Raw genomic sequence first — 21,532 nt, 5'->3', positions numbered from 1 at the left:
GGGGACCAGACGTCGCAATGGTTTGAACGCCATCTGTCCCATGACCACCCCTCCCACCGAAATTAAAGCCCTTGGCAAACGCGCTTGCCCCGAATGTGGTGGCGAGATGGAGTGGAACGCCGGCAAGCAGGCGCTCGCCTGCCCCTACTGCGGCTTCATCCCCAAAGATCAACCCACCCGCGGCACCGGTGGCGGCACGATCGCCGAGCACGACCTCGAGCAGGCGCTCGCCAACGTCACCGACGATGGCCGCGGCTACCGCACCGCCACCGTCCAGGTGAAGTGCCAGAGCTGCCAGGCGATCAGCGTCTTCGAGCCCGGCCGGGTAGCACAGCGGTGCGACTTCTGTGGCTCGCCGTCCATCGCGCCTTACCAGGAGACGCGCGACGCGATCGCGCCCGAAAGCCTGTTGCCGGTGAAGCTCGATCAGGGTCAGGTGCGCGATTTGCTGAAGCGGTGGTACGCCTCACGATGGTTTGCCCCGAATCGCCTGAAGGGCGCCGCCCTCACCGACACGCTGCACGGCGTCTACCTGCCGTACTGGACCTTCGACGCCCGCGCCCACGCCCGCTGGACGGCCGAGTCCGGTGACTATTATTACGAGACCGTCACGCGTACGAATGCGCAGGGCCAGCGCGTGCGCTCGCAGGAACGCCGGGTGCGCTGGTACCCCAGCAGCGGCCAGCTGTCACACGTGTTCGACGACAACCTCGTCCCGGGTACGCAGGGCGTGCGCATCGACCTGCTGCGACAGGTCGAGCCGTTCCCGACCGATGACTTGGCCGCCTACGACCCCGCGTTCGTGCGTGGCTGGACGGTCGAGCGCTACCAGCTCGACCTACGCCGCGCCGCCGACGTCAGTCGCCAGCAGATGGATGCCGCCCTGCGGTCGCTCTGCGCGGCGCAGGTGCCTGGCGACACGCATCGCGGTCTGCAGGTGAACGCGACGTATGCCGGCCGCACGTTCAAGCATGTTCTGGTGCCGGTCTGGCTCGTCACCTACACGTTCGGCACGCGCAACTACCAGACGTTGGTAAACGGCTACACCGGCGCCGTCGCCGGCGATCGGCCGATCAGCTGGGTGAAGGTGTTCTTCTACATCATCCTGCCCGCAATGATCCTGCTGGCGCTGTACCTGCTGTCGCAAGCGGGGTAGTACAGGACCGGCATCCCACGCGACGCCACACGCGACACCCTCACGTCGCAGGGCCGACAACGTGTGCCGCGCACTTCATCGCCAGCTGTCGAACTGGACAACGCTGAGCCGTCATCAATGTCGTTCAACTCGCTTGCGTATCTAAGCTAAATCGTCTTTTCCCACATGTTGACCCCCTTGGAACGAACCTTGCGAGGTCGGCGGTCGCTGGCGTGCGTGAAATACCTCACCAAGTGGTGGGGCTAGCGGCTGGCGTACCCGTAGCACAGAGGAGCACCCATGCGTCTCGTAAAATCGTCCGCGTTCATCGTGGCGGCATCAATGGCCGTCGCCGCGATGGGTCAGCAGAACAACAACCAGGGGGGCGGCAGCAGCCCGATCGACCAGGTGAAGCAACAGGCCAAGCAGGAGATGCAGCAGCAGGGCAGCCGACAGTTCCAGGTGGATGAGAAGGTCGCCTGGGGCCTGAGCGGCCAGCCGCGCGAACTGCTGACCAAGGCCATGAAGAACATTGCCGACGAGCAGCACGACGCCAAGGAGGACATCATGGCCGCCGCCGCCGCCATGCGCCTGCAGGCCGCCGCCGCCACAGGGCCCCAGCAGCAGCAGCGCCAGCAGCTCGAGCAGTCTGCGCAGCAGCTTCAGGAACTGGCGATGAAGGTGAGCTACAAGCAGGTGTTGGACAAGGACCAGCTTAAGCAGCCATTCGGCACCGCGCTGCTGAGCCTCGCGCAGTTCTACCAAGCCGGCGCCAGCGAGGGCCTGAACCAGCAGCAGGACATGGAGGCCACCGGCTACACGCTCAAACACGCCAGCAAGGCCTTTCAGACCGCGCACGCCTTCCTCGACAAGAAGCCGACCGAACAGGTCAGCCAAGCGCTGTACGACGCCGAGAACGTCGCGATGAAGCTCATCAGCCAGAGCCGCAAGACGACCAACCAGGCGCAACAGGCCAACGGCCAAACCGCCAACAACGAAGGCACCGGCGACCTCGCCGACGCCCAGGCCGCCGGTGGCATCATCGGTGGCGATCGGGCCCAGCAACAGCTGCGCACCGAAGCGCAACGCGCCGTCGACCAACTCGGCCAGGCCATCTCATCGGCCAACCAAGGTGGTGGGCAGCAGCAGCAACAGCAGTGATGACAAGCAGCCGAATTCACCCACGACGGCCCCGCTTCAGTTGTCGGGGCCGTCGTGCGGCCGTACCACGGGCGGCCCGCCCGTGTCTTCGTCTCCTGATGAAACAGCTCATGGGCGGGCCGCCCATGGTACGAAAAGGAACCACCCCATGACTTCCAACGATCCCCAGGCCACGCTCACGCGTCGCGATGCCGTTCGTCTTGGCGCTGTTGGCCTGCTCGCAGTTCCCGCGGCCCTTTCCGGAGGACAACTCATGGCACAGAACACACCCGCGACCGCGCCCGGCCAGCAGAACGCCGGGGGCAACAAGGGTCTGACCAACCCGCTCACCGAATATCCGCAGCCACCGTTCCCGCGCCAGCCGCAGGAGTGGCCGGGCCTGACCTCGAAGATGGACCCGCGCCCCGACCACGGCGAACAGAGCTACAAGGGCTCCGGCAAGCTCACCGGTCGCAAGGCGCTGATCACCGGTGGCGATTCCGGCATCGGCCGCGCCGTCGCCATCGCGTTTGCGCGAGAAGGGGCCGACGTCGCGTTCGGCTATCTGCCGTTCGAGGAACCGGACGCGAAGGAGGTCGTTGCGCTCATACGCGACGCCGGGCGCAAGGCCGTCGCGCTACCGGGCGACATTCGCGACGAGAACTTCTGCAAACAGCTCGTGCAGAACGCCGTCGATCAACTCGGCGGCTTGGACATCCTCGTCAACAACGCCGGCCGCCAGACGTCGCAGCCGTCGATCGACGAGATCAGCACGCAGCAGTTCGACGACACGTTCAAGACGAACGTCTACGCGATGTTCTGGATCACCAAGGCCGCGCTCCCGCACCTGCCGCCCGGTGCCAGCATCATCAACACCGCCAGCATCCAGGCGTACGACCCGTCCGAGAACCTCGTTGACTATGCGCAGACGAAGGCGTGCAACGTGTCGTTCAGCAAGTCGATGGCCAAGCAGCTGGCCAAGAACGGCAAGGGCATCCGCGTGAACGCCGTCGCCCCGGGCCCCTTCTGGACCCCCCTGCAACCCAGCGGTGGGCAGCCGCAGGAAAAGGTCGAAACCTTCGGTAAGGAATCGCCCATGGGCCGCCCCGGCCAACCCGCCGAACTTGCCAGCACGTTCGTGCTGCTGGCCAGCGCCGATTCGAGCTACATCACGGGTGAGGTGTTCGGCAACGTCGGCGGTAGTTCGCCGTTCTAGATTCAATCATGCGCAGCAAGTTGCACCGCAGAACGAGCGTTTCATCCGTTGTGGCGCTTGTGAGGAAAGTCGTAAGGTGCATTCGCTATGAAACTCCCAATCTCAATCCTCGGGCTGCTCGTGGCGCTAATCGCTGGATGTGACGGCGGTGGCGGCAACGCTGCGCAGCAACCGCAAGGAACGTCATCGCAGTCCGCCGGCACGGGCACCACCGATAACGGGGCGATTGTTGAAGTGACGTCCAACGCTGAAATGTCTGCCCAAACCAGTACCGCTTCAACCGAACCCGCGGGCCAGCAGTCAACGCCACAGCCATCCGCAAGCGGTGGCGGTGGCGGCAACGACGACGACGCAGCGGCCCAACGCCTGTATGGCACGTGGGAAGCGGAGAACGTCGAGGCGCCTATCGGTGACGTAAGGGTCCGGTTGACGTTTAAGGAAGAAGGGCCCGTCCGCATCGCCGCTTGGTCCGAATTGCCGCTGGTCGGTCAGGTGCGCGACAAGAAGGGGCCCTACGAGGTGCAGGGCAACAAGATCACCTCCGAAGCCATTCGCGGCGGCACGACGGTGCAGTACCGCTTCGACGGTGATGACGTGCTGGTGATCGAGTACACCGAGGGCAAGAGCGTGCGGTTCCATCGCCAGAAGTAGATAGCGGCCTCAAAAGCCCTCCAATCCGTCTTGTGGCCTTTACGGAGACATCGCTATGTTCAAGAACTACATTCAAGCATCCGTGTTAGTTTCGGCCGCCGCATTAGTCGCAATGCCGATGGTGGGTTGCCAGACGTACGAACGGGACGATCAGGCGACTGTGTCTGGCGCTCCGATGTCGGTCGTTCCTGACGCCGCGAAGAACGCGTTCCGCAAGGACCATCCCAACGCGTCCCTTACCAATGTCGAGCAGCAGCCCGCTTCGACCGGGCAGATGCTCTACAAATTCGTGTACATCACCAACGGCGATGCGGGCCAGGCGATCTATCACGGCGACGGCCGGCGCGTCAGTCCGAATTGATGATCGCACGGAGAGGCGAAGTGATTGGCACGGCAGCGCGGCCGGGGCACCACCCGGCCGCGTCAGACGAGCGAGCGAGGTCATGCCCTCGCGGATCGCGTATCGCGTTAGCTCCGCGACGCTCGCTCACGCACTCCTTCGGCGCGGGCTGCTCCGCAAACGCGGCGGAGTTCGGCGCGTCCACCTCTCGTACTACGAGGACAATCATTGGCTCGACATAACCGAATGGTTCGACTGCAATAACTACAACCCGATCGACGAGTCTTGGTGGCGCTGGGACGACGAACCGTACTCCACCCCCTAGGATACGTCCGGCGACAGCGATAGCGACTCGTGGTACGGCTACAACACTGCCGATGACAGCGACAATTGGTACTACGACCGTTACGACACCGGCGCCTACAACTCATCCGCGGCGCGCAGCACCTGATCGCGATGGTCGACGCCCAGCGGCAGGGCAACGATAAGCGCAGCAAGGTCGCCGTCGACTTCGGCCAAGCCGACAAGCTGAAGATGGATATCAGCAAGGACAGCAGCATCACGTTCACCGCCGTGCCAGTGAAGGTGCAGGACAAGCGGCTGTTGTTCGCGCAATCGGTCACGATGAACGGCAGCACCGCCCAGATCGACGGCCGTGGCCAACAGGGCAACAACGCCCAGCCCGCCTCAGGGACCATGCAGCCGCAAACGAATACCGAGCAGGGCCAGAACATGCAGCAGGGCCAGAACCAAAACGCGCAGCAACCGCAGGATCAGCAACAGAACCAGCCCAAATTGCTGGGTCCTTCAACGGCTGACCGCTAGCACATGGCGTGTTTCGACGAAGAGGGCCTGGCGTCGCGTAGACTTCGGCCCTCTTCGTTTTGCTGTTCTGGACAGGATGAACCCTATTGCAACACCGGGGAACATTAGTCCCACCGTGAGACGCTGTCGCGCCGCCAAAAATTCCTTTGACGCCGTGGCCGTGGTTGCTAACTTATCCCTAACCGATTTATCCTTCGGAAGGGGATCAGCATGCCAGTCGACATCGACACACCAACCGCCAGCGACGTGCTGCGCGACGTCTTTGGGTTCAACACGTTTCGCGAGGGACAACAGGCGGTCGTCGATCGTCTGCTGGCGGGGCGATCGGTGCTGGCCATCTTCCCGACCGGGGCGGGCAAGAGCCTGTGTTATCAGCTGCCGGCCCTCATGCTCGATGGTGTCACGCTCGTCGTCTCGCCATTGATTGCGCTGATGAAGGATCAGATCGACTTCCTCGTCCGCAAGGGCGTGGCTGCGGCGCGGTCGGATTCATCCGTATCAACCGCAGAGGCGGGCGAGACGTTTCGCAGGCTGCGCGACGGGTCGCTGAAGTTGCTCTACATCGCGCCCGAACGGCTGGCCAACGAACGCTTCCTGAATACGCTGTCGCGACTGAACATCGCGCTGATGGCGGTCGATGAGGCCCACTGCATCAGCGAGTGGGGCCACAACTTCCGGCCCGACTACCTCAAGCTTGCACCGCTCGCTAAACGCCTCGGCATCCCGCGCGTGCTCGCCCTTACCGCCACCGCCACGCCACCGGTTGCTAAGCAGATCGCAGCGGCGTTCGGGATCGAACCCAGCGACGTTGTGCAGACCGGCTTCTATCGGCCCAACCTGTCGCTGGTCGTCTCGCCCAGCACCGATGGTGAACGGGCCCACACGCTGCTGAAGCGCCTGCGCACGCGCCCGCCCGGCCCCACGATCGTCTACGTCACGCTGCAGCGCACCGCCGAGACGCTGGCGACGTTTCTCGCCGAGAACGGCATCGATGCCGTCGCCTATCACGCGGGTCTGGATGCCGACGTTCGCCACGCCATTCAGGACACCTTCATGGCGTCGGCGGGGCAGGTGGTGGTGGCGACGATCGCCTTCGGCATGGGCATCGACAAGCGCGACATTCGCTACGTCTACCACTTCAACCTGCCCAAGAGTTTAGAAAACTACGCTCAGGAGATCGGCCGCGCCGGTCGCGATGGCAAGGAAAGCATCTGCGAGATGTTCGCCTGCATAAGCGACCGCGTGACGCTGGAAAACTTCACCTTCGGCGACACGCCCACCAGCGAGGCGATCGCCGGCATTCTGAAAACCGTGCTGACGGCCGGCGAGCAGTTCGACGTCTCCACGTACGAGCTGTCCAACGCCAACGACACGCGCCCGCTCGTCGTCGAAACGCTGCTGACCTACCTGCAACTCGACGGCTACATCGAGTCCACCGGCCCGTTCTACACCGAGTACAAGTTCCAGCACGCCTGGCCGCTCGCCGACATCTTCGCCGGCTACGATGCCGACCGCGCCGCCTTCCTGCGCGACATCTTCGGGCGCGCCAGGAAGCTCAAGACGTGGTCGGTGCTGGACGTTCACCAGATCGCGCTCGACCTCGGCCAGCCGCGCGAGCGCATCGTCGCCGCCATCACCTACCTCGAAGAGCGCGGCGACCTGGTCGTGCAGGTCGGCGGCATTCGCCAAGGCTACCGCCGACTGCAGACCATCACCGATGGCCGCCCGCTCACGAAGACCATGTCCGACCGCTTCCACACGCGCGAGGTGCGCGATGTCGAACGGTTAGACGAAGTCACGAAATTCGCCTCCCACCAGGGCTGCAAGACCCGCCGCCTACTGACCTACTTCGGCGAGCCCACCGAGGCCGACTGCGGCCACTGCGGCTGGTGCCGCGGCCACCGCCCCGGTGGGTTGCCTACGCCCGTCCCCACCGAGCCCACCACCGCCGAGCGCCAGTCCCTCCGCCAACTCCAATCCGAACGCCACTCCGCCCTGTCCACCCCGCGCCAACTCGCCCGCTTCCTCTGCGGCATCCCGTCGCCGGGCGCCAGCCGTGCCAAGCTGACGAAAGACCGCCGCTTCGGCAGCTGGTCCGGCGTGCCGTTCCGCGACGTGCTGGCGATGGTGACGGAGTGAGTCGGGAGCGGGACGTCGTGGACGCGTGAGCCGCGCTCGGCGTTCGTCTTCTGTAGGACAGGCATTCCTGCCTGTCTCTCTCCCCGTCCTACTCTCCCCCCTGTCTGCCTTGCGCAACCAAGAATAGAAGAGACGCGAAGGCGCGAAGGTCGCGAAGGCGGACGCGAAGGGGAACCCGGCCGATCGCGGCGGTCTGGGTAAGTCAAAACCCGAAAACGTGCACCATTCTGCACCATTTTGCACCATCGGGTGGACGGGCAGGAGCTTGACCTTGACCCGCGCATCGATCGTTTGGTTGTCAAAGAACACGCGGTCCATCTCTACGCTCGCGCTGCGCGAAGAACATCGATCTGGCGCAACGCCCTTCGCGCCTCTTCGCGTTTCCACCTTCGCGAGCTTCGCGTCAAAGTCTTTCTCCTCCTATCAGAGCAACTGGAAGAGACGGAGAGAAGACGGGGGATACACAGACGAGAATGTTTGTGCCACAGAAGAGGGAAGACAGAATACGAGGGGAGAGACAGGCAGGAATGCCTGTCCTACAGAAGCGGGTGATCCGGACCGGCACAAGTCACTTCGCGGCTGACGCCTTCCCCGCTTGCGCCGCCCAGTTCAACGCGGCGTAGACCTTCAGGTCGACAGTCTTTCCCTTGCGTTGCTGGCGCTTGATGAAGGCTTCGACCTTGGCGACGGGGACGAGGTGGGTGGTGATGTCTTCCGATTCATCACCGGCGGCGTCGGCGGTCTTCTTCAAACCGGTGGCGAGGAAGAGGGTGATGACTTCGTCGCAGATGCCGGCCGATGGGACGCCGACGGCGAGCTGTTTCCAGCGGCGGGCGGTGTAGCCGGTCTCTTCCAGCAGCTCGCGCCTGGCGGCGACGAGTAGGGCCTCGGTTTCGCTGCCAGCCGTATCACCGGCGAGGCCGGCGGGGATCTCGATCACGGTCTGGTTCACCGGCGGGCGGAACTGTTCGATGAGCAGCAGTTCGCCGGCATCGGTGACGGCCACGATACCGACGATGCCGGTCGCCTTCGTACGGCTGGCGTACTCCCAGCCATTCCGCGACTTCATCTGGATGAACTTGCCGTTGTAGACGGTGGTGGGGGTGGTCTTCTTGGCCATGCGGTTCCTTCGTTGCAGCTTAGGCTACAGGCAGATCTCCACGTCGAGGAAGTTCGACGGATCGGCGGTGTACGAGGCGGCGAGCTGCTTCAGCGTGTTGAAGCGGATCGCGTGGTGCGGGCGCTCCAGCCGTGGCGGGTCGGCGGGAAGGTTTAATAGCAGGTCCTTACGCACGATCATCGCACGAATCTTGCGGGTCTTCAGGTCACCGGCGTTTTCGTAGGTCAGGCAGATCAGATAGTTGGCCGTCCGCACGGGCAGGCCCATGTCGCGCTTCAGGAAGCCGGCGGAGTAGCGCTCGCTGATCTCGTTCAGCACGGCGTTCAGCATGTACCAACGCTCGTCGGACGGTAGCGGCAGGATGGCGTCGTCGGCGGACGTTTTCGCGGCGGCGGCGAGGATGCGCTCGACGGCGACCTCGTTCAGGAAGACCTGCTTGCAGTTCATCTCCGCCAGCGTGCGGATCTGCAGGGTGCCGTCGTGAATGAGGTTCAACGAGAAGTTAATGCGGTCCAGGAACCGCTTGCGCGACCACTCCGCCCGCGCCCGCCGTTTGCCCCACCACGTGCCGATCACCAGCGCGCCCAGCGACACGATGGCCTTGGGCCAGTGTTCGCGGAGCAATTGCCCGAGGTCGCTAAGGAGGGTGGGGAGGTCCATGGAGAAGTCGAACCACTTACCTTAGAAGCTGATCGCCTGCTTGAACGCATCGTAGCGATCGTCGATCGCATCGCGCGTCGTCGCTTGCAATCCTGCCAATGAGAAGTCCGCGATCGTGTGGCTGGCGATGACGGTGCCGAAGGCCATGGCGCGGCGGATGGTGCTGGGGCTGAGGGATTGCTGCGTCGCGAGGTAGCCCATCATGCCGCCGGCGAAGCTGTCGCCGGCGCCGGTGGGGTCGACGACCTTGTCGGCGGGGTAGGCGGGCAGGACGAAGACGTCGCGGTCGCCGACGAGCATCGAGCCGTGCTCGCCCTTTTTGATGACGACGAACTTCGGGCCCATCTTGAGCACGGCGCGGGCGGCGGTGATGAGGTTCTTCTCGCCGGTGAGCAGGCGGGCCTCGCCGTCGTTCAGGACCAGGCCGTGGATCTTGCCGAGCATTTTTACGAGTTCGGGACGCTCGGTTTGAATCCAGAGGTTCATCGTGTCGGCGACGATGAGCTTGGCGTCCTTCAGGTTAGTGGCCATCTCCTGCTGCAATACGGGGTGGGTGTTGGCGAGGAAGACGTAGCGGCTGGCGAGGAAGTTCTGCGGGATCTTCGGGGCGCGCTCGGCGAGCACGTTGAGGTCGACCTCGACGGTCTGGGCCTCGTTCATGTCCTTCACGTACGAGCCGTGCCAGCGGAAGGTCTTGCTGCCGGTGCGGACTTCGAGGCCACTGGCGTCGACGTCGCGATCTTTAAAGGTGTCGAAGACGCTCTGCGGGGCATCGTCACCCACCACGCCCACGAGGCGTACGGGCGCGAAGAACGAGGCCGCGTAACTGAAGTAGATCGCGCTACCGCCGAGCACGTTGTCGCGCTTGCCGAAGGGAGTTTCGACGGTATCGATGCCGATGGAGCCGGTGACGAGGAGGGACATAGGGATTGCCGATTTTCGATTTGCGATTGCCGATTGAGAAGAAATTACATGGAGCGCGGTGCCTAAGCGCCTGGGAGTTGGCGCACCTTCACGCGATTTTCGGTGACGGTGTAGAGGCGGTTGGGCGTTAGACGCTTGTAGCGGGTGAAGAGGCGGTCGATGGCGTCGTCCTGTTCGACGTCCTGACCTTCCAACTGCAGGTAAACGACGGAGCGCTTCAGCGGCTTTGCCTTGGTGGCGGCCAGGACGAGGGCGTCGTCGGTGGTGACGATGTCCAGCTGGCCCTTGCGGGCGGCGTCCAAGACGGTCATGGGATCGGCGGCGGGGGGCAGACCGGCGGTGACAAGATCGACGGCGGTGTGCTCGTGCCGCCGCAGGGCGTCGCCGACGGAGGCGGACATCGGACCATGTAATAACCAGCGCATAGGCCGCGGATGGTACCGGTGCGATGGCTGTCGGGCAACGAAAGGGATGGGAGTCCGTCAGAAGAGTTCGAGTCGACCCGCCGCGCCTCGTCATCCTGAAAGGGTGCTTATTAAGCCGGAGGGGCTCGCTCCGGCCCCTCTCCCGGTACTCCGGGGGAGGCTGGGAGGGGGTGATTCCGAACGGCTGACACTTGTCGTCGTTTCGAAATCACCCCCTCCCAGCCTCCCCCATGAGTACATGGGAGAGGGGCCAGACTTGATAAACACCCTCTGAGGTACTCCGAAGGATATCTGTTCTTCTTCACGGAATCACAGAGATCCTTCGGAGTACCTCAGGATGATGATTTTATAGCGTCGGGATCGTGTTGAACGGCGATCAGTCGTCGATCTTCTCACCTTCGGCGTTGAACTCGACGTCGTGTTCCTTGCCGTCGGCGTCCTTGAACTCGATCTCGTACTCGACCTTGCCGTCCTTCGTTTCCTTCTCAACCTCGGTGATCGTGGCGTTCGGATAGAGGTTCTTGAAGGCGGTCATCACCTTCGCGGGCAGGTCCTCGGCTTTGATCTTCTCGCTTTTGTCCTTCTTGTCGTGCTTGTGTTCGTGCTTGGTGTCATCCTTTGGCTTGTCCTCGGCCAGTACGGGGGCGGCGACGCACAGCGCGAGCGATAGGGCGAGCAGTTCACGTTTCACGGAGACCTCCGGTAAAGGGTTGGCCATCCCTTCTATCGCGCGGCGCTCGTGCTGCCAGCGCCTATATCAGCGCCAGGAGAGAAATACCGCGACAAGACCCGCGACGTTCTGCTGACCTACTGCGCCACGGGCTCTGCCAGCGTCGCCAGCGCGTCGCTGCGCACGAAGCGAAGGGATTCGCTGTTCACGCAATAGCGGAGGCCGGTGGGTCGTGGGCCGTCGTCGAAGACGTGACCGAGATGGCAGTCGCACCGGGCGCAGAGGATCTCGGTGCGGCGCATGCCGTGGGCAGTGTCGACGTCCTCGATCACGTTTTCCGCCGCCACGGGTGAGAAGAAGCTCGGCCAACCGGTGCCGCTGTTGAACTTCGAGTCGGACGAGAACAACGGCAGGCCGCAACAGATGCAGGCGTAGACGCCTTTCTCCTTGTTGTCGAGCAGCGTGCCGCAGAAGGGGCGCTCGGTGCCCTTGTTGCGGGCGACGAGGTACTGCTCGCGCGTCAGCTGCTTCTGCCATTCGGCGTCGCTCTTCTCGACGCGCGGCAGGTCAATGGGGCCGATCAACTGTCCCTTCTCGTCGAATACTTTCACGTTCATGGACGTTCCTTTCAGTTCAAACGCTTCGACCACAACGAATCGCGTGAAACATCGCGGTCGGCGCGTGCCAACGGCTGCAGTTGGCGTACGCTGATTGTATGGCTAGCACATTCACCAAGTCCGGAAAAGTCATCCTGGCGGGCGGTAGCGGGTTTCTGGGGCAATCGTTGCTGCCGACCCTGTGCCAGCGGTTCGAACAGGTCGTCGTACTGACGCGCGGACCGAGCAAGGTAGATGGCCAAGTGCGGTACGTGACGTGGGATGGCAAAACCGTCGGGCCGTGGGCGGCCGAGATTGAGGGAGCGGATGCGGTGGTGAACTACGTCGGGCGGACGGTGGATTGCCGCAAGACGCCGGCGAACAAGCGGGTGATTCTGGAGTCTCGCATCGACAGCGTGCGGGCGCTTGCGACGGCGTTGAAGCAGGTGGGGACGACGCCGCGCGTTTGGGTGCAGTCTGCCACGGCCCACATCTACGGCGACACAGGTGACGAGGTGCTGGATGAATCCGCCCCCATCGGTACCGGCTTCGCCCCGGAGGTCGGCACCGCGTGGGAAGCGGCGCTGGCGAGGGCAGCGACGGAATTGCAGGGGTGTCGGTTCGTCACGTTGCGCATCAGCTTCGTGTTAGGGCGTAACGCGGGGGCGCTGAAGACGCTGTCTCGGCTGGCACGGCTGTTCCTTGGTGGCACCGTCGGCACCGGCCGGCAGTACATCAGCTGGATTCACGTGGCCGACCTTATCGCGATCGTGATGCGGGCGATCGACGAACCCGCGATGCATGGCATGTACGTCACTACAGCGCCTGAGCCACAGCCCAACCGCGAGTTTATGCGATCACTCCGCCGTGCGGTCGGTCGGCCATGGTCACCGCCAGCGCCGGCTTCGATGGTGCGCGTGGGGTCGTGGTTCATGCGCACCGACCCGGAACTAGCCCTGCTTGGCCGTCGTTGTGTGCCGGCGCGGTTGATGCGGGAGGGGTTTGTGTTCGCGTATCCGGAATTGGATAAGGCGCTGGATGACCTGCTGGCGTGATGCGAAATGGCTAAGCGTGCGTCCGTATGTCATGCCGATCGGAGCCTAAACGCTAGCGGACAGACCCCTGCGCTTGGTCAGGGAAGTGTGGTCCCGATGAGAGGCTAGCCGACCTGAGGGATCTCGATCCACGGCCGAGAACCGTCCGTGGATCGAGATCCCTCAGGTCGCCTGAGGCTCCCATCGGGATGACATTCGTAGTGACCGCGATATTACTTCACGAACTTCGCTTCCAGAGTCATGGGCACGCTCGCAAGCGCCTTGCTGACCGGGCAGCCAGTCTTCGCGTTGTCGGCGTGCTTCTTGAAGGCGGCTTCGTCGATCCCGGGCACCTGACCTTCCGTCTTCAGCAGAATCTTCGTGATCGCGAAGCCGCCTTCGACCTTGTCGAACGACACCTCGGCGGTCGTGTTGATCTTCGTTGGCGGATGGCCAGCCTCGGCCAGCATGTGCGACAGCGCCATCGAGAAGCACCCGGCATGGGCGGCCGCGATCAGTTCTTCGGGGTTCGTGCCCGGGGCGTCGCCCGAGCGGGCCTGCCACGAATAGTCGACGTTGACGGCGCCGCTCTTGGTGGTCATGTGACCGTTGCCGTCGACGAGCGAACCGTTCCAAACGGCGTTGGCGGATTTGATGGGCATGTGCGTTCTCCTTCTCTAGGTATTGTTGCGCCCGCCTTGCACGGAAGGCGGCGTGTTCCCGGGAGTGTAGGCGAACCGAACTCCAATTGCAGCGCGTCGAGGCGGCGCAGTGGAATGTCTCCGTTGAGCCGGCGTCAGGTTCTTCCTGAGCGCAACCTCGGGGGTATGTCCATTGCACTGGCACGTTCAACACGTGGCCAGGGCGAGCGCGTTCGCGCGAACGGGCGTTGTGGCTGCTCCAATACAAGCCGCCCCTTTCGCGGCGAAACCGAGGTAAGCAATGTTCCTTCACGACAAGCGACTGCAGTATCACGCAAAGCCCGACCGTCCGGACCCGCTCTTCGCCAGCAAGCTGCAGGAGGTCATCGGCGGGCAGTGGGGCGAGATGTCGGTCATGAACCAGTACTTGTTCCAAGGTTGGAACTGTCGCGGCCCGGCCAAGTACCGCGACATGTTGCTGGACATTGCCACGGAAGAGATCGGTCACGTCGAGATGCTGGCGACGATGGTCGCGCGACTACTCGAAGGTGCCGATGCGGATACCACCGAAAGCGCCGCTAAGAAGAGTTCCGTCGTCAGCGCGGTCCTGGGCGGCACGAATCCGAAGGACACGATCGCCGCGGCCGCGATGAACCCGCAGTTGCTGATCGCGTCAGGTCAGGGCGCGATGCCGGCCGACAGCATGGGCAATCGATGGACGGCGGCCTACATCACTGCCAGTGGAAACATGCTGGCCGACTTCCGTCTGAACGTGACGGCCGAGAGCCAGGGCCGCCTGCAGGTCGCCCGCTTGTACAACATGACCGAGGACAAGGGCGTGCGCGACTTGCTTTCGTTCCTGCTCGCCCGCGACACGATGCACCAGAACCAATGGCTGGCCGCGATCGAAGAGCTGCGGGCCGACGGCTTGGAAGATACGCCCTGCCCGTCCAATTTCCCGCAGAGCCAGGAACACACGAAGTTCAGTTACCAGTTCTTGAACTTCAGCGCCGGCACGGAGAGCTCGCAGGGCCGTTGGGCCAGCGGGCCGGCGCCGGACGGCAAGGGCACGTTCACGTATGTCGAGCAACCCGAGGTGTACGCCGATGCGCCAGATCTGACCAAAGGCGCCGACCCGCGCTACTACGGCACACCGGCAGCGCCGGTGCCGCCAGCATCGAAGTAGTCGAATAATCTGACGTGCTTTTGCAGGGGCAGGCCACCGGGCCTGCCCCTCTTTTTTGATCAATCCTAATGTGACGGTGGGATCGGCTTAAAGTAGAACACGAACACCACCCCGATCAGCACGAACGCGAACCCCACGTATACGTTCCACGTCAAATGTTCTTTCAGCACGACGCGCGCGAAGATACAAAAGACCGCCAGCGTGATCGCCTCCTGGCCGATCTTAAGCTGGGCCACAGACAGTCCTGCGTTATTGCCGATGCGGTTGCCGGGCACTTGAAAGACGTACTCGAAGAACGCGATGCCCCAGCTGATGAGGATGACCGCGATCAGCGGGTAGGCCTTGAACTTGTGCAGGTGGTAGTACCAGGCATACGTCATGAAGACGTTGGAGATGACGAGCAACAGGAACGCGAGGGCCATCGACGCATTATCGACCGACCCGGCCTTGCCGCTTCAGCGGCAAGGTTTTCCTGGAACTGGATAGCGATCGTTCCGCGTACACTAAGTATCTATGACCGACTCCCAAACGACGATTTCGGACCTGAAGTCGATGATGGCGACGTTCGTCGCCGAGCGCAACTGGCACAAGTTCCACACGCCGCGCAACCTTGCCGCCAGCACGTGCGTGGAGGCGGGCGAGCTCTTGGAGCATTTCCAATGGCTGACGGCCGAGGAGGCGATCGACCGCAGCCGTAACGACGCCGACTTTCGCAAGGCGGTCGGTGAGGAACTAAGCGACGTGCTGATGTACCTGCTGTCGCTGGCCAACAGCATGGATCTCGACGTTGCTGCGGCCGCCGAGGCGAAGATGGTGAAAAACCGGGCGAAGTACCCGGCGGAGAAATTCAACGGCAACTACCAGCGGCCCGTGCCAAAGGATTGATCGCGATGCGCCTCTTCGTCGCCGTCCCGTTACCGTTGCCCACGCAGGCGCTCCTGCGGCGATTCACCACCGACATCGCCAGCCGGTATCCCGAGTTCCGCTGGACGAACCCGTCTCACCTGCACATCACGCTGAAGTTCCTCGGCGAGGTGGACGACGTCACCGCGGACGCCGCCCGTACGGCGCTGGGTAGCGTGTCGCCATGTCCACCGGTCGCGTTGCAGTTCGGCAAGCTGATTCGTTTGGGGTCGCCCGATCGGCAAGTGATGGCACTGGAACTGAAGGGGGACGTGGACCAACTGGCCGACTATCAGGCAAATCTGGATGCCGCGTTCGCACGGCTGGGCTTTGAGAAGGAGAACCGAAAATTCCTCCCGCACGTGACGATCGGCCGCTCGAAGCGCGACGCGCCTAAAGTTCCCGTTGCGCGCCAGACGGACCTTGGGCCCAAAGGCTGGTTTACGGTCTCCGCGATCCACCTTATGAAGAGCACGCTCGGCGAGCCGGAACCGGTGTACGAAACGCTGCTGCGAATCCCAATGCTGAACCGGGTGGACTTGTAAGCGAACGGCAACGACGCACAACACTACGCCGGTACGGTTTCCTTCGCGGTCGGGTCACGCTGAGGGGCGATCAGGCTGAACTGTGGGTCGGCGGCATCGAAGCCGTCGCCGTCGTTGATTTCCTCGGCAGTTGCAGGGGCGTGCTGGGATTTCCAAGTGACCGCAATCAGGATCACGAAGACCAGCCAGATCGCGACCGTGCTGATGACCACGTACATCAGGCGTGGGTCCTCGGGATTTGACGCGGTGATCGTGCCCTCAACGAACTTCGTCATCGTGACGACGGAATCGGCCTCGGCGACGGCCTCGACGGTCTTCTGCTGCAATTCCTGTCGCTGCGCCTTCAAGCTGGCGATCGAGCGTTCCAGTTCCTGCTGCTTCTCGTATGCGGACTGTGCCTCCATGCGGGCGACCAGCATCTTCCGAAGCTCGCGGTCGGCATTGGTGGCCGCATTACCGGCGGCGTCGGCGACGCGTTGGGCCTCTTCCAATTGCGCCTGCACGCTTGCTAGTCGATCAGGAGCCGCTGCGGGATTGGCCGACTTCAATTGATCCAACTCGGTTTGCAGGTCGGTCACCCTCAGGAACGCGTCGCTGCGTGCGGTCTCGAGCGTCTTCAGTTCGTTCTCCAGCGCGATCACATCCTCACCCGGCGGCCGATTATTGCCGGCCCGGCGAGCCTGCGCCAGTCGGATCTCCTGCTCCATCAGGTTACGCTCGTTCTCGGCCAGCTTGGCCTTCTGCGAGCGTTCCAGTTCCTTCAACTGATGGGCCCGATCGGTCATGGACGCGGTCGCGACCGAGACGTGCGTCAGCAACGCCTGCAGGCGCAGCGTATCGCGGGCGGGGTCGGTCGACTTGACGCGCACTACCATTCGTGTGCCGGGCGGCGGGAAGCTGATCGAGACGTTTCGGTCCCGCGCGATGGCGGCTTCCTGGGTGCTGGCGAGGAAGCCGGGATTCATGCCGCGCCGCATCGGCATCTTGTCGAGGATGTCCGCCGCCTGCTTGCGCGTCTCCTCGTGCGTCACCAGCGCCATCTGGCTTACCTGGATCTGCTCGCGCTTTGCCGGCGATACCTTGTCGAGGTTGTTGTAGTCAACGTAACCTTGAACGACCGTGACCACCGGCACCATTGCGTAGATCAGCCCGGCCACCAACGCCATGGCGAAGACCATCATGGGCAGCAGCCATTTCAGGCCGAACCACTTCTTGCGCTTGCCGCCGGGCGTTCGCTTGCCCTCGGGCGCGTTGCCGATCATGGTCGGCGGACGGAAGCCGGGCGCGGTCGGTCGCGCGGCCTTGGCGGGCACGTCGGCCGGTTCGCGCGAGGCGTACTCGATCGTCTCCGGCGTCAGGCCCAGCGTGCTGTCGGTCGGCGGAATCACCGGCGCCTTGGCGCTGCTGGTGGGAGCAGCGGGGCGTTGGCGGTTCTGACCGACGACGTGGCCGGGCACCTGATGCGAGAAGACGTCCGCCTCGCGCACCGGCGGCATGGCCAGCCCGTCGAACGCGGTCGTCACCTGCCCGAACGTGGCAGGGCCGGGCCCGGCGAACGGGGGGATGGCGTTGGGGTCGGAGTCGCCGTTCGGCTCGGGGATTTCGTCGAACGGTGTCTTGGCGAACGGCGTCGCACGGCGACCCATCTGCCGAGGACGCGGGGGCAAATGCTGCGGGGGAACGACCGTTGCTGATGCCGCCGCCGCCGCGGGCGAAGGCGGCTCGACGACCGCGGTCGGTGCCGGGGCTTCCGGCTCGTTTGTCTGACTGACCGGCTCGACCGACGATGGCGCGTCATCGCCGAAGTCGAGCATGTCGTCCGGCGTGGGCATGTCCACATCACCCGACGGCACGACAATCGAAGGCTCTGGCGACAGGTCCAGTTCGGGCAAGTCCAATTCGGGAACGGGCGCGCCTTCATCCGCAATGGCTGGGACGCTGGCTTCCGGCTGGCCAAGGGGGTTCAAGGGCAACGGCACCCCGCCGATGAAGCTTGCGGAATCACGACCGTCCGCGATGCCATCGGCGGGCTCGTCGTCGGGCACCAACAGGTCCGACTCATCCGGCATCCGCCATTCGTTCTGCGCGGCGGTTGCCGCTTCCTGCGACGTCGTTGGCGCGTCCACCTGCGCTACAAGTTCGGGCTCGGGCTCTGTGGGTGCTTCGACTTCAACATCAGCGACCAGTTCGGTGACCGGCGCAGGCGTCTCGTCGACAACCGGTTTCACCGCAGCGGCTTCTGGCGCGGCGGGTGGTTCCGGTGGGGCTTCCGGAACGAGCTCGGTGGCGAGCCCTGTGTCGGCCAAGGGGTCGACATCGGTCGGTGGCACTTCCGCAGTCGCGTCGGTTAAGTCCAACGGCTCGGCCAAGCCGGCATCCAGCTGTGCATCGGCTTCCAGCACGCCCATCGATGGGACCGGAGCGGTGGGTTCGTCGGCTTCGACCTCGTCCAGATCGGCCGCTGAGAACGATGCTGCGATCTGCTCCAGCGCGCTGCGCGGGCGGTCGGCATTGGCCGCGGGCTCGGTGGTGTCGGCTTCGGCCGGCGCAGGCGCGTCGGCGATCGGTTCGTCGAGCGTCGCCGGGTGGTAATCGGTCGCAGGCGACACGTCGGCCACGTATTCCGTCGCCTGCGGTTCGTCTGCCTCGGCCGTGACGATGGGTTCTGCGACCACCTCGGTGGAATCTGGTGCGGCCGTTGTCGGCGGTTCCAGTTCGGCGGATTCATCCAAGGGGGATTCAACGATGACCGGGTCGGGCGCGTCGCCGGCGAAGTCGTTAAGCTGACGGCCGAAGGTGGTGTCAGTGAGCGCATCGACATTGTCGCCGTCGGCCATTGGCGAGGGGTCGGTCTCGTCCATCTCAGCCAGGTCAAACGCCGACTCAGGCGTTGGCTCGCTCGTGTCGATCACCTCGGCCGACGCGGTCGTCGGTTCCAGTTCCGGCTCGGGCGTCGCGGGCGTCTCGGTGACATCGGCGGCGAGCGGCTCGACCGATTCGATGGCCTCTGGTGCCACCGCGGCGGCCGCGGCGGCGGCGAGCTCGGCCTTGGTCAGTCGACGCTTGCGCGTCGGCTTCGCAGCTGGCTTTGGCTGAGGCTGCGGGGGTGGCGCGGCCTTGGCCGGTGGCGCGGGTTTCACCGGCGCGGGCTTCTTCGCGGTCTTCCGCCCGCGACGCGGCTTGGCCGGTTCGGGCGCGGCGGGCAGTTCCAGCGCGTCGGCTGCGATCAACGGTTGAACGGGTGTGGAACCGGCCGGCGGCGTGGGCTCCGGGTCGGGCGGAACCATGCCCAGGTTCAGCTCCGGCGTCGCCTCGGATGGCGCTGCGGGCTCGCTGAGGTCGAGCGCGACGTCGTCGGACGACTTTGCGCCCGAATCCAGCGACAGCGCGGAGAAGTCCAGGCGCGACAGATCTTCAATCGGCTGCGGTTCGCCATCGTCGCTCGCGGCGATGGTCTCCGCTTCAGGTTCCGCTTCGGCCTCGGCGGTGGGCGCAGTTGACTCATCGACCGATACGTCTTCTTCAACCCCTTCGAGCGCTGCTGCCTCGGCGGCGGGTTCGAATTCGAACGGAGCTTCTGTATCAGGCTCAGGCTCGGGTGCCGCGGGGCGCGCCGGGGTTGGTTCGAAGGGTGATGGCGCAGCGGCCGCGGCCGCTTCCACGTCTTTAGCGGGTGCGGGTGTCGGGCGTTCAGCCGCCGCGGGCGCTTCCTGGTCCTTACCACTGCGACGGCGCCAGCCCCGGCGGGGCTCCAGTTCCACGTCCGACGGGGGTGGGGTCGCATCGTCAGCGGGGGCGTCGAGCGCGCTCAGGTCGCTCAGCGACAAGGCATCGTAGGAATCGGCCTCACCGGCCTCCACGTTGGCGGCGGCGACGGCTTCCTCGGCGGCGCTTTGCAGGTCGGCGGCGGTGGCGCTGGACGACAGCCGGTCGGCGGTAAGGTCGGCATCCACCAGCAGCCGTTGCGCCTCGCTGATCGTGTCGCTGTTGTCGGCCGGGTCGACGACCCGGTCGGACAGCGACGGCTTCCGCTGGGTGTCGTCGGGCGCCAGGCGCAGCGTGGCTGTCTCGCCCGGTCCGGAAACATCCGGATCGCTCGCGAGGTCGATCTCCTGTTCCTGATCGAGATCGACGAGGTCGTCGCCTTTGGCGGGCGGTTGCTTGGCCGGTGGAGCGTTGCGACGCTCGGCCTCGATCACGCCCATCGGCGCCGGCACACCCGATCCCACTGGCGCGGCCGGCGGTGGGGAGGCCGCGGGCGCCTCGGGCTCGTCCAGCATCATCTGCAGAAGGTCGTCTTCGTCGGCCGCGGGAGCGTCGGGCGCATCATCTGCGGCAGCGATCGCCGGGGCAGCGGGCTCATCAAGGTCGAAGCTGAGCGGTAGGGGTTCGTCGATCGGAAGAGCGTCTGGCTCATCCGCCGTCTCGACTGGGGCTTCGGCTGCGGGTACTTCGGGCACGGCCACGGGGCGGGCGACGCCAATTGGCGCATCGGGTGGCAGCAGCAGTTGCGGCAGGACGTCCGCTTCTTCCGGCTCCAGCAGTGGCGCGGTGCCGACCAGGTCTTCCAACTCGTCCACCTGCGGTCGCAAAGCGTCGGCGGTAGAGGGGACGAAACGCATCGAGGTCTCACCGATGCGGATCTCGTCGCCGAAACGGATTTCCTGCTGATGGATTTTCGTGCCGTTCAACCACGTGCCGGTGCGGCTCGATAGGTCGCGCAGGAACCAATGGCCATCCATGTCGAACAGCAGCGCGTGGGCGGTGGAGACGGACGACTCAATCAGCGACACGTCGCACTGCTGCCGGCGACCAATGAGCACCGAGCGGTCCTGGACGGCGAAGGGCATCGAACTGCCCTCCACCTCGAACGCGGCCTCGGCGGCACGGGTGGACGGGCGGCGATCGCTGGGGACGTTGCGCTCGGTGAAGCGGAAGACGAAGTTGCCGATCTTCAGCAGATCGCCATGGACAAGATCGGCTTCACGAACCTGCCGGCCGTTGACGTAAACGTGGGAGCGCGACGCGAGGTCGCGGACGTAGTAGCCGCCGTTGGTGCGGATGAGGATCGCGTGGGCCTTGCTGACCGATCGCGAGAGCAGATGCACGTGCGACCGATGGCGGGCACCGATGATGGTGGCGGGGCGGAGGAGCGGAATGGCCGTCTGTCCGGCGTGCTTGCCCTGCGGCACGAGCGCGGCGGAGGGGGCCGTATTGAGATCAGCGTCTAAGGTCATCCAACCAACCTGATGAACGTGCCATGGTGCAAAATCGACAACGGAACCGCTCACCGCGCGCCCGGCCTCAGGTGGGTGGGCGGCGATGGGGATCGTCCAGTGACCAATAGGACGAAGCGCGTGCCAAGTTAGTTCGGACTTGCCC

General features: G+C 64.4%; 21 protein-coding genes. 12 read left to right on the top strand and 9 right to left on the bottom strand.

Annotation, left to right across the window (positions count from 1 at the left end; genetic code table 11):
• The first annotated feature begins 40 nt into the window (after positions 1-40).
• The 8 genes from VGN72_11205 to VGN72_11170 all read left to right on the top strand — a co-directional run bounded on the left by VGN72_11205 (position 41) and on the right by VGN72_11170 (position 7,446).
• Positions 41-1,156, top strand: coding sequence for a hypothetical protein (locus VGN72_11205; protein ID HEV7299922.1), 1,116 nt, complete (start codon positions 41-43; stop codon positions 1,154-1,156).
• 279 nt (positions 1,157-1,435) lie between these two features.
• Positions 1,436-2,296, top strand: a complete 861-nt coding sequence (locus tag VGN72_11200; protein HEV7299921.1) for a hypothetical protein — start codon at positions 1,436-1,438, stop codon at positions 2,294-2,296.
• Positions 2,297-2,549: 253 nt separating this feature from the next.
• The gene (locus VGN72_11195; protein HEV7299920.1) at positions 2,550-3,491 is read left to right on the top strand and encodes an SDR family oxidoreductase; all 942 of its coding nucleotides are present in this window, start codon (positions 2,550-2,552) and stop codon (positions 3,489-3,491) included.
• 87 nt (positions 3,492-3,578) lie between these two features.
• Positions 3,579-4,142: a hypothetical protein gene (locus VGN72_11190; GenBank protein HEV7299919.1), complete on the top strand. Its 564-nt coding sequence runs from the start codon at positions 3,579-3,581 to the stop codon at positions 4,140-4,142.
• Between the two features lie 55 nt (positions 4,143-4,197).
• On the top strand, positions 4,198-4,503 hold the full coding sequence (locus tag VGN72_11185) for a hypothetical protein (protein HEV7299918.1): 306 nt from the start codon (positions 4,198-4,200) through the stop codon (positions 4,501-4,503).
• Between the two features lie 82 nt (positions 4,504-4,585).
• On the top strand, positions 4,586-4,807 hold the full coding sequence (locus VGN72_11180; GenBank protein ID HEV7299917.1) for a hypothetical protein: 222 nt from the start codon (positions 4,586-4,588) through the stop codon (positions 4,805-4,807).
• 65 nt (positions 4,808-4,872) lie between these two features.
• Positions 4,873-5,307: a hypothetical protein gene (locus VGN72_11175; protein HEV7299916.1), complete on the top strand. Its 435-nt coding sequence runs from the start codon at positions 4,873-4,875 to the stop codon at positions 5,305-5,307.
• A 210-nt stretch (positions 5,308-5,517) separates the two neighbouring features.
• Positions 5,518-7,446, top strand: a complete 1,929-nt coding sequence (locus tag VGN72_11170; protein ID HEV7299915.1) for an ATP-dependent DNA helicase RecQ — start codon at positions 5,518-5,520, stop codon at positions 7,444-7,446.
• A gap of 568 nt (positions 7,447-8,014) precedes the next feature.
• Here VGN72_11170 and VGN72_11165 read toward each other — a convergent pair.
• From VGN72_11165 to msrB, 6 genes are all read right to left on the bottom strand, one after another.
• Positions 8,015-8,566: an NUDIX hydrolase gene (locus tag VGN72_11165; GenBank protein HEV7299914.1), complete on the bottom strand. Its 552-nt coding sequence runs from the start codon at positions 8,564-8,566 to the stop codon at positions 8,015-8,017.
• Positions 8,567-8,590: 24 nt separating this feature from the next.
• Positions 8,591-9,226 carry a hypothetical protein gene (locus VGN72_11160; protein ID HEV7299913.1) on the bottom strand — a complete coding sequence of 212 codons (636 nt, stop codon included), beginning with the start codon at positions 9,224-9,226 and terminating at the stop codon, positions 8,591-8,593.
• Positions 9,227-9,247: 21 nt separating this feature from the next.
• On the bottom strand, positions 9,248-10,150 hold the full coding sequence (locus VGN72_11155; GenBank protein HEV7299912.1) for a PfkB family carbohydrate kinase: 903 nt from the start codon (positions 10,148-10,150) through the stop codon (positions 9,248-9,250).
• Positions 10,151-10,212: 62 nt separating this feature from the next.
• Positions 10,213-10,551 (bottom strand): hypothetical protein, encoded by a 339-nt coding sequence (locus VGN72_11150; GenBank protein HEV7299911.1) that lies wholly within the window; start codon positions 10,549-10,551, stop codon positions 10,213-10,215.
• Positions 10,552-10,951: 400 nt separating this feature from the next.
• Positions 10,952-11,266, bottom strand: a complete 315-nt coding sequence (locus VGN72_11145) for a PepSY-like domain-containing protein (GenBank protein HEV7299910.1) — start codon at positions 11,264-11,266, stop codon at positions 10,952-10,954.
• A gap of 116 nt (positions 11,267-11,382) precedes the next feature.
• Positions 11,383-11,862: a peptide-methionine (R)-S-oxide reductase MsrB gene (msrB, locus tag VGN72_11140; protein ID HEV7299909.1), complete on the bottom strand. Its 480-nt coding sequence runs from the start codon at positions 11,860-11,862 to the stop codon at positions 11,383-11,385.
• Between the two features lie 98 nt (positions 11,863-11,960).
• On the opposite strand from msrB, the gene VGN72_11135 reads away from it, so the two are divergent.
• On the top strand, positions 11,961-12,896 hold the full coding sequence (locus VGN72_11135) for a TIGR01777 family oxidoreductase (protein HEV7299908.1): 936 nt from the start codon (positions 11,961-11,963) through the stop codon (positions 12,894-12,896).
• A gap of 212 nt (positions 12,897-13,108) precedes the next feature.
• On the opposite strand, the gene VGN72_11130 is transcribed toward VGN72_11135, so the two are convergent.
• Entirely contained in the window at positions 13,109-13,537 is a 429-nt protein-coding gene (locus VGN72_11130) for an OsmC family protein (protein ID HEV7299907.1), read from the bottom strand.
• 280 nt (positions 13,538-13,817) lie between these two features.
• On the opposite strand from VGN72_11130, the gene VGN72_11125 reads away from it, so the two are divergent.
• Positions 13,818-14,702, top strand: coding sequence for a manganese catalase family protein (locus VGN72_11125; protein HEV7299906.1), 885 nt, complete (start codon positions 13,818-13,820; stop codon positions 14,700-14,702).
• 65 nt (positions 14,703-14,767) lie between these two features.
• Here VGN72_11125 and VGN72_11120 read toward each other — a convergent pair whose 3' ends face one another.
• Entirely contained in the window at positions 14,768-15,124 is a 357-nt protein-coding gene (locus tag VGN72_11120) for a DMT family protein (GenBank protein HEV7299905.1), read from the bottom strand.
• A gap of 91 nt (positions 15,125-15,215) precedes the next feature.
• Here VGN72_11120 and VGN72_11115 point away from each other — a divergent pair, with 91 nt between their 5' ends.
• Together VGN72_11115 and thpR are read left to right on the top strand one after the other, a co-directional pair.
• Positions 15,216-15,587, top strand: a complete 372-nt coding sequence (locus tag VGN72_11115) for a nucleotide pyrophosphohydrolase (GenBank protein HEV7299904.1) — start codon at positions 15,216-15,218, stop codon at positions 15,585-15,587.
• Between the two features lie 5 nt (positions 15,588-15,592).
• The gene (gene thpR, locus VGN72_11110) at positions 15,593-16,150 is read left to right on the top strand and encodes an RNA 2',3'-cyclic phosphodiesterase (GenBank protein ID HEV7299903.1); all 558 of its coding nucleotides are present in this window, start codon (positions 15,593-15,595) and stop codon (positions 16,148-16,150) included.
• 23 nt (positions 16,151-16,173) lie between these two features.
• On the opposite strand, the gene VGN72_11105 is transcribed toward thpR, so the two are convergent.
• Positions 16,174-21,387 (bottom strand): FHA domain-containing protein, encoded by a 5,214-nt coding sequence (locus VGN72_11105; GenBank protein HEV7299902.1) that lies wholly within the window; start codon positions 21,385-21,387, stop codon positions 16,174-16,176.
• Positions 21,388-21,532 lie beyond the last annotated feature (145 nt).

The sequence above is a fragment of the Tepidisphaeraceae bacterium genome, assembly GCA_035998445.1.
Taxonomy (GTDB): Bacteria; Planctomycetota; Phycisphaerae; order Tepidisphaerales; family Tepidisphaeraceae; genus DASYHQ01.
Note: the sequence above shows the minus strand (reverse complement) of the source record. Positions and strands in the feature narration are given on the sequence as shown.

Excerpts from the sequence above, each read along its gene's own strand:
- VGN72_11130 (HEV7299907.1), bottom strand. The coding sequence starts at position 13,537 with ATGCCCATCAAATCCGCCAACGCCGTTTGGAACGGTTCGCTCGTCGAC.
- VGN72_11165 (HEV7299914.1), bottom strand. The coding sequence starts at position 8,566 with ATGGCCAAGAAGACCACCCCCACCACCGTCTACAACGGCAAGTTCATC.
- VGN72_11125 (HEV7299906.1), top strand. The coding sequence starts at position 13,818 with ATGTTCCTTCACGACAAGCGACTGCAGTATCACGCAAAGCCCGACCGT.
- VGN72_11185 (HEV7299918.1), top strand. The coding sequence starts at position 4,198 with ATGTTCAAGAACTACATTCAAGCATCCGTGTTAGTTTCGGCCGCCGCA.
- VGN72_11195 (HEV7299920.1), top strand. The coding sequence starts at position 2,550 with ATGGCACAGAACACACCCGCGACCGCGCCCGGCCAGCAGAACGCCGGG.
- VGN72_11135 (HEV7299908.1), top strand. The coding sequence starts at position 11,961 with ATGGCTAGCACATTCACCAAGTCCGGAAAAGTCATCCTGGCGGGCGGT.
- VGN72_11105 (HEV7299902.1), bottom strand. The coding sequence starts at position 21,387 with ATGACCTTAGACGCTGATCTCAATACGGCCCCCTCCGCCGCGCTCGTG.
- thpR (HEV7299903.1), top strand. The coding sequence starts at position 15,593 with ATGCGCCTCTTCGTCGCCGTCCCGTTACCGTTGCCCACGCAGGCGCTC.
- msrB (HEV7299909.1), bottom strand. The coding sequence starts at position 11,862 with ATGAACGTGAAAGTATTCGACGAGAAGGGACAGTTGATCGGCCCCATT.
- VGN72_11120 (HEV7299905.1), bottom strand. The coding sequence starts at position 15,124 with ATGGCCCTCGCGTTCCTGTTGCTCGTCATCTCCAACGTCTTCATGACG.
- VGN72_11200 (HEV7299921.1), top strand. The coding sequence starts at position 1,436 with ATGCGTCTCGTAAAATCGTCCGCGTTCATCGTGGCGGCATCAATGGCC.
- VGN72_11115 (HEV7299904.1), top strand. The coding sequence starts at position 15,216 with ATGACCGACTCCCAAACGACGATTTCGGACCTGAAGTCGATGATGGCG.
- VGN72_11205 (HEV7299922.1), top strand. The coding sequence starts at position 41 with ATGACCACCCCTCCCACCGAAATTAAAGCCCTTGGCAAACGCGCTTGC.
- VGN72_11190 (HEV7299919.1), top strand. The coding sequence starts at position 3,579 with ATGAAACTCCCAATCTCAATCCTCGGGCTGCTCGTGGCGCTAATCGCT.
- VGN72_11155 (HEV7299912.1), bottom strand. The coding sequence starts at position 10,150 with ATGTCCCTCCTCGTCACCGGCTCCATCGGCATCGATACCGTCGAAACT.
- VGN72_11150 (HEV7299911.1), bottom strand. The coding sequence starts at position 10,551 with ATGTCCGCCTCCGTCGGCGACGCCCTGCGGCGGCACGAGCACACCGCC.
- VGN72_11180 (HEV7299917.1), top strand. The coding sequence starts at position 4,586 with ATGCCCTCGCGGATCGCGTATCGCGTTAGCTCCGCGACGCTCGCTCAC.
- VGN72_11170 (HEV7299915.1), top strand. The coding sequence starts at position 5,518 with ATGCCAGTCGACATCGACACACCAACCGCCAGCGACGTGCTGCGCGAC.
- VGN72_11160 (HEV7299913.1), bottom strand. The coding sequence starts at position 9,226 with ATGGACCTCCCCACCCTCCTTAGCGACCTCGGGCAATTGCTCCGCGAA.